Here is a 7,124-nt window from a genome sequence, read left to right on the forward strand (position 1 = left end):
CGGTCACCCAAGGTTACGCGCCGGTCCCGGGACCCGACGGTGGCTACCGGGTCTCCTTGTGGAGGGTGTGGCGGCGGTCGAAGCGGCAGTACTTCTTCATCTCGATCCGCTCGCGGTTGTTCGTCTTGTTCTTCATGGTGATGTAGTTCCGCCGCTTGCAGTCCTCGCAGGCGAGGGTGACCTTCACCCGCTTGTCGCTGGCCATCTCTGCTGGTCTCCCGCTCTCGTTTCCGAACCTGGCTACGTGTCGATCTTGATGACCCGGCCGGCGCCGACGGTGCGGCCGCCTTCCCGGATCGCGAACCGCAGGCCCTCTTCCATGGCGATGGGCTTCTGGAGCTGGACCTTCATCTCGGTGTTGTCGCCCGGCATCACCATCTCCGTGCCCTCGGGCAGCTGGATGTGACCGGTGACGTCCGTGGTCCGGAAGTAGAACTGCGGGTGGTAGTTGGTGAAGAACGGCGTGTGCCGGCCGCCCTCCTCCTTGGTGAGGATGTACACCTGGGCCAAGAAGTCGGTGTGCGGCGTGATCGACCCCGGCTTCGCCAGGACCTGACCCCGCTCCACGTCCTCCTTCTTCGTCCCCCGCAGCAGGGCACCGATGTTGTCGCCCGCCCGGCCCTCGTCGAGGAGCTTGCGGAACATCTCGACGCCGGTGCACACCGTCTTCTGCGTGGGCCGCAGGCCCACGATCTCGACCTCTTCGCCGACCTTGATGATCCCCTGCTCGACCCGCCCCGTGACCACGGTGCCCCGGCCGGTGATGCTGAAGACGTCCTCCACCGACATGAGGAAAGGCTTGTCGATGATGCGCTCGGGCTCGGGGATGTAGGTGTCGACGGCCTCCATGAGCTCGAGGACCTTGGCCTCGGCATCCTTGTCGCCCTCGAGCGCCTTGAGGGCGCTGACCCGGACGACCGGGGTGTCGTCACCCGGAAACTCGTACTCGTTGAGCAGCTCGCGGACCTCGAGCTCGACCAGATCGAGCAGCTCCTCGTCGTCGACCATGTCCGCCTTGTTGAGAGCGACCACGATGTAGGGCACCCCCACCTGGCGAGCCAGCAGCACGTGCTCGCGGGTCTGGGGCATCGGGCCGTCGGCGGCCGAGACCACGAGGATGGCCCCGTCGACCTGCGCCGCCCCAGTGATCATGTTCTTGATGTAGTCGGCGTGACCGGGCATATCGACGTGGGCGTAGTGCCGGTTGTCGGTCTCGTACTCCACGTGGGCGATCGAGATCGTGATGCCCCGCGCCTTTTCCTCAGGAGCCTTGTCGATCTGCTCGAATGGGGTGTAGGTGACGTTGGGATTGCCTTCGGCAAGGATCTTCGTGATGGCCGCGGTGAGCGTTGTCTTGCCGTGGTCGATGTGCCCCATCGTGCCCACGTTGAGATGGGGCTTCGAGCGCTCGAACTTCTTCTTGGCCATAGAACGGTACTGCTCCGTTTTCTCTGGGCGGCGGGTCGAATGCCGCCTGCGTAAAAAGTGCTATTCGCCTCGAACCCGGGCCACGATCTCCTTGGAGATCGACTCGGGAACCTGCTGATAGGAGTTGAACTGCATGGTGTACGTCGCACGACCCTGCGTGCGAGAACGCAGGTCAGTAGCGTAGCCGAACATGTCGGAGAGGGGCACCAGGGCCCGGACGACATGACTGTTGCCCCGCTGCTCCATTCCCTCGACCCGTCCCCGGCGGGAGGACAGGTCGCCGATGACGTCGCCCATGTACTCCTCGGGTGTCACCACCTCGACGGCCATGATGGGCTCGAGGAGGACGGGATGGGCGAGCCGGGCGGCCTTCTTCACGGCCATGGAGCCAGCGATCTTGAACGCCATCTCCGAGGAGTCGACGTCGTGGTACGAGCCATGAGTGAGGGTGGCGCGGACGTCCACCATCGGATAGCCGGCCACGACCCCTGAGGTCAGGGCCTCCTGGATGCCGGCATCGACCGACGGGATGTACTCCTTGGGGATCACCCCGCCCACGATCTTGTCCACGAACTCGTAGCCACCACCGGGGCCTGTGGGCTCGAGGTCGATCACCACGTGCCCGTACTGTCCCCGCCCACCGGTCTGGCGGACGTAGCGCTCCTCGACCTTCGAGGCGGACTGGGTGATGGTCTCCCGGTAGGCGACCTGGGGCCGGCCAACGTTGGCGTCGACCTTGAACTCGCGCAGCATGCGGTCCACCAGCACCTCGAGGTGCAGCTCGCCCATGCCCGAGATGACCGTCTGGCCCGTCTCCTCGTCGCCGTGGACCTGGAAGGTCGGGTCCTCCTCGGACAAGGCGAACAGCGCCTTGCCGAGCTTGTCCTGGTCGGCCTTGGTCTTGGGCTCGACGGCGACGTGGATGACGGGCTCGGGGAATTCGAGCGACTCGAGGACGATCGGGTTCGACGGATCGCAGAGCGTGTCCCCGGTGGTCGTGTACTTGAGACCGACGGCCGCCACGATGTCGCCGGCGAAGATGGCGTCCTTGTCCTCGCGGTGGTTGGCGTGCATCTGCAGGATGCGGCCGATCCGCTCCTTGCGGTCCTTGGTCGAGTTGAGCACCGCGCTGCCCTTGGTGAGGGTGCCGCTGTAGACCCGGAAGTAGGTCAGCCGCCCGACATAAGGGTCGCTCATGATCTTGAAGGCCAGGGCCGCGAACGGCTCGGTGTCGTCGGGCCCGCGCTCCAGCTCCTCGATGCCCTTGACGTCAATCCCCACCGTGGGCGGGACGTCGAGGGGGCTGGGCAGGAAGTCGACGACGGCGTCGAGCATGGGCTGGACGCCCTTGTTCTTGAAGGCCGAGCCGCACAGCACGGGCACGACCAGGTTCTCGATGGTGCCGTGGCGTAGGGCGCGTCGGAGGTCGTCGGGGGTGATCTCCTCCTCGCCCACGTACTTCTCCATGACGACGTCGTCGAACTCCGAGACCACGTCGATCAGGTCGCTGTGGGCTGCGGCGGCGGCGTCGGCCAGGTCGGCGGGGATGTCCTCGACCGACCAGCGCTCTCCCATGCCCTCTTCCCACACCAGCGCCTTCTGCCCGATGAGATCGATGCAGCCGCGGAAGTGGCCCTCGGCGCCGATCGGGATCTGGACCACGGCTGGCTTGGCGTCGAGCCGGTCGCGGATCATGGCCACCGAGCGACCGAAGTCGGCGCCGATGCGGTCCATCTTGTTGACGAAGCACATGCGAGGCACCCGGTACTTGTCGGCCTGACGCCACACCGTCTCGGTCTGGGGCTCGACCCCGGCCACGGCGTCGAAGACGGCGATGGCGCCGTCCAGGACGCGCAGCGACCGCTCCACCTCGACGGTGAAGTCGACGTGGCCGGGCGTGTCGATGAGGTTGATCCAGGTGTCCTTCCAGAGGCACGTGGTCGCCGCCGAGGTGATGGTGATCCCGCGCTCCTGCTCCTGGACCATCCAGTCCATCGTGGCCGCGCCCTCGTGGACCTCGCCCATCTTGTAGTTCTTGCCGGTGTAGTAGAGGATCCGCTCGGTCGTCGTGGTCTTGCCCGCGTCGATATGGGCCATGATCCCGATGTTTCGGGTCCTGGCCAGTGGGAACTCGCGGATCACAGGTGCTTGGGGGGGCATGGTTGTCTCGAACTGTCTACGAAGCGGATACTGCGGTTACCAGCGGTAGTGGGCGAAGGCCCTGTTGGACTCCGCCATCTTGTGCATGTCCTCGCGGCGCTTGACCGCGCTGCCGACGCTGTTGGAGGCGTCCAGCAGCTCGTTGGCCAGTCGTTGGGCCATGGTCTTCTCCCGCCGCTGACGGGAGTAGCCGACGAGCCAGCGGATGGACAGCGTCGTCGCCCGTCGAGGGCGGACGTCGACCGGGACCTGGTAGGTGGCACCTCCGACCCGGCGGCTTTTCACCTCCAGCTCGGGCTTGGCGTTGTCCACGGCCCGCTTGAGGGCGGCGACCGGCTCCCCGCCGGTCTTGTCCCGGAGGATGTCGAGGGCGTCGTACACGATGCGCTCGGCCCGCGTGCGCTTGCCCCTGGTCAGGATCTTGTTGACCACCTGGGTGACCAGCACCGACCGGTACAGCGGGTCGGGCATGAGGTCGCGGCGGGGGGCGGGTCCCTTCCTGGGCACGGCTAGCCCTCCCTCTTGGCGCCGTAGCGGCTGCGGGCCTGCTTGCGATCGCGCACGCCCGAGGTGTCCAGGGTGCCCCGGACGATCTTGTAGCGCACGCCGGGAAGGTCTTTGACCCGGCCGCCGCGCACGAGCACGATCGAGTGCTCCTGGAGGTTGTGCCCGACACCGGGAATGTAGGCGGTGATCTCCACGCCGCTTGTCAGTCGGACCCGGGCGACCTTGCGGAGCGCGGAGTTCGGCTTCTTCGGGGTCGTGGTGTAGACGCGGGTGCAGACGCCGCGACGCTGGGGCGCGCCGCGCAGGGCGGGCGTCTTGGTCTTGGACTGCTTGGATTCCCGTCCCTTGCGGACGAGCTGGGCAATGGTGGGCACACCAGACCTCTCGGAAGCTGCAGTGGAATTGGGCGCGGCACGCCGGCGGCACTCCGCCCCAGTGAACAATGATAGCGGTTCAGCGGGCTATGCCGTGCCGTCCTCGGGCTCGAGACCAGCGCTGTCGGCGTCGGCCAGCCAGCCGGCCGCCAGGTCGTCCTCCGCCGGGCGCTCCCCCGACCCGATGTCCCGCAGCCACGCGGCCAGGTCCTCGGTCTCACCCTCGATCTCCGAGGACCAGAACGTCATCCGCTCGGCCTCGGGGGCGTCCATGTCGACCGAGCGGTATCGGGTCATCCCCGTGCCGGCCGGGATCAGCTTGCCGATGATGATGTTCTCCTTGAGCCCGAACAGCTGGTCGGAGCGGCCCTCGATGGCCGCCTCGGTCAGCACCCGGGTGGTCTCCTGGAACGAGGCGGCCGAGAGCCACGAATCGGTGGCCAGCGACGCCTTGGTGATGCCCATGAGCTCGGGTCGGCCCTCCGCCGGACGCTGGCCGGCCTGCACCAGGTTGCGGTTGACCTCGGCGTAGATGCGGGAGTCCACCCGCTCGCCGGGCAGGAAGGTGGAAGCCCCCGGCTCGGCCACCGAGACCCGCCGCAGCATCTGGCGGACGATGAGCTCGATGTGCTTGTCGTGGATCGAGACCCCCTGGTCCCGGTAGACCTTCTGGACCTCCTCGACCAGGTACTGCTGGGTCTCCCTGATTCCCTTGATGTCCAGCAGCTCCTTGGGATCCTTCGGTCCCTCGACCAGGGCGTCGCCGGCATCGATCTCGGTGCCGTCGGCGATCTCGAGGTGCGACCGGGGCGACACGTTGTAGTTGACCTCGAGCCCGTCGTCGGCGACGGTCGTGATCCGCCGGCCGTTCTCCTCCTCGGCGATACGGACCACCCCGGAGGTGCGGGCGAGCACCGCGGCGCCCTTCGGCGTGCGGGCCTCGAAGAGCTCGACCACGCGCGGGAGACCGTGGGTGATGTCCTCACCCGCGATCCCACCGGTGTGGAAGGTCCGCATCGTGAGCTGGGTGCCGGGCTCACCGATCGACTGGGCGGCGATCACACCGACCGCCTCGCCCATCTCGATCTGCCGGCCGCTGGCGAGCGACTGCCCGTAGCAGGCGGCACACACGCCGTGCTCGGCCTCGCAGGTGAGGACCGAGCGCATCCGAACACGGGTTACCCCGGGATCGTCGCGCACGCGGGCCAGATCCTCGTCGCCGATGATCGAGCCCCCCTTGAGGGTGGTTCCGTCCGAGAGGGTCACGTCCTCGGCCAGGGCCCGTCCGTAGATCCGGGTCTCCAGGTAGCTGCGCCGTCCCGGCTGGTCGGGCACGGTGCCCTCGATCCAGATACCCCGGTTGGTCTCGCAGTCCTCCTCGCGGATGATCAGCTCCTGGGCCACGTCGACCAGTCGCCGGGTGAGGTAGCCGGAGTCGGCCGTGCGCAGGGCGGTGTCGGCCAGGCCCTTGCGGGCGCCGTGGGTCGAGATGAAGTACTCGAGCACCGACAGGCCCTCCCGGAAGGAGGACTTGATGGGTCGGTTGATCATCTCGCCCCGCGGGTTGGACACCAGGCCCTTCATGCCGGCGATCTGGCGGACCTGCTGGGAGTTCCCTCGGGCCCCGGAGTCGACCATCATGTCGAGGGGGTTGAAGGCCATGGTGGACAAGGTCTGCTCCATGGCCCGGCCCACCTCCGAGTTGGCCGAGGTCCAGATCTCGATCTCCTTCTGGCGGCGCTCGTCGTCGGTGATGATGCCCCGCTTGAACTGCGCCTCGGCCCGCTCGGCTTCTTTCTCATAGCGGTCGAGGATCTCGCGCTTTTGCGGCGGGGTCTTCACGTCGTCGATCGAGATCGTGAGGCCGGAGCGGGTGGCGAAGCGGAAGCCGAGGTCCTTCACCGCGTCGAGGCTCTGGGCCACCACGGCCTTCGGGTAGCGCGCCGCGAGCTGCTCGACGATCGAGCCGATCGAGGTGGCCCGACGGCCGACGATGTCGTTCACGAAGCCGAAGTCCTTGGGCAACGCGGCGTTGAAGAACAGCCGGCCGGGCGTCGTCTCGAAGGAGGCGGGCTCCTCTTCCTCATTGCCCTCGTGGCGCCGTCCGTAGTAGGCGACGGGGTAACCCTCAGCCCCCCGGCGCAGCTGGATCTTCGCGTGCAGCGCGACCTCGCCGGACTCGTAGGCGGCCTCGACCTCGTCGATGCGGCGGAAGACCTTGCCCTCGCCCTTGGCCCCGTCGACCATCAGCGTGAGGTAGTAGGCGCCGAAGACCATGTCCTGGGTGGGCACGGTGATCGGGCGCCCGGTCGCGGGCGAGAGGATGTTGTTGGTCGAGAGCATCAGCACCCGCGCCTCGGCCTGGGCCTCCGCGGAGAGCGGGAGGTGCACGGCCATCTGGTCACCGTCGAAGTCGGCGTTGAAGGCCGTGCAGACGAGCGGGTGGATCTGGATCGCCTTGCCCTCGATGAGCACCGGCTCGAAGGCCTGGATGCCGAGGCGGTGGAGGGTGGGGGCACGGTTCAAGAAGACGGGGTGCTCCTTGATCACCTCGTCGAGCACGTCCCAGACCTGGGGACGACGACGCTCGACCATGCGCTTGGCCGACTTGATGTTCGGAGCGATCTCGACGTCGACGAGCCGCTTCATCACGAA

Annotated in this window: 6 protein-coding genes; all 6 read right to left on the reverse strand. The window is 67.3% G+C overall.

The genetic code is table 11. The features are described from left to right. Positions 1-43: 43 nt before the first annotated feature. Positions 44-205 (reverse strand): 50S ribosomal protein L33, encoded by a 162-nt coding sequence (gene rpmG, locus VGF64_19085; GenBank protein HEY1636867.1) that lies wholly within the window; start codon positions 203-205, stop codon positions 44-46. Between the two features lie 35 nt (positions 206-240). Beyond that, on the reverse strand, positions 241-1,428 hold the full coding sequence (gene tuf, locus VGF64_19090) for an elongation factor Tu (protein HEY1636868.1): 1,188 nt from the start codon (positions 1,426-1,428) through the stop codon (positions 241-243). Between the two features lie 60 nt (positions 1,429-1,488). Next, entirely contained in the window at positions 1,489-3,588 is a 2,100-nt protein-coding gene (fusA, locus tag VGF64_19095) for an elongation factor G (protein ID HEY1636869.1), read from the reverse strand. Positions 3,589-3,624: 36 nt separating this feature from the next. Then, a complete protein-coding gene (gene rpsG, locus VGF64_19100; protein ID HEY1636870.1) occupies positions 3,625-4,095 on the reverse strand; it encodes a 30S ribosomal protein S7 in 471 nt (156 codons plus the stop codon). Between the two features lie 2 nt (positions 4,096-4,097). Further along, entirely contained in the window at positions 4,098-4,469 is a 372-nt protein-coding gene (gene rpsL / locus VGF64_19105) for a 30S ribosomal protein S12 (GenBank protein ID HEY1636871.1), read from the reverse strand. Positions 4,470-4,556: 87 nt separating this feature from the next. Next, a partial coding sequence (gene rpoC / locus VGF64_19110; protein ID HEY1636872.1) for a DNA-directed RNA polymerase subunit beta' occupies positions 4,557-7,124 on the reverse strand: 2,568 nt, incomplete at its 5' end.

The organism is Acidimicrobiales bacterium, from assembly GCA_036491125.1.
GTDB lineage: Bacteria > Actinomycetota > Acidimicrobiia > Acidimicrobiales > AC-9 > AC-9.

Excerpts from the sequence above, each read along its gene's own strand:
- rpmG (HEY1636867.1), bottom strand. The coding sequence starts at position 205 with ATGGCCAGCGACAAGCGGGTGAAGGTCACCCTCGCCTGCGAGGACTGC.
- tuf (HEY1636868.1), bottom strand. The coding sequence starts at position 1,428 with ATGGCCAAGAAGAAGTTCGAGCGCTCGAAGCCCCATCTCAACGTGGGC.
- fusA (HEY1636869.1), bottom strand. The coding sequence starts at position 3,588 with ATGCCCCCCCAAGCACCTGTGATCCGCGAGTTCCCACTGGCCAGGACC.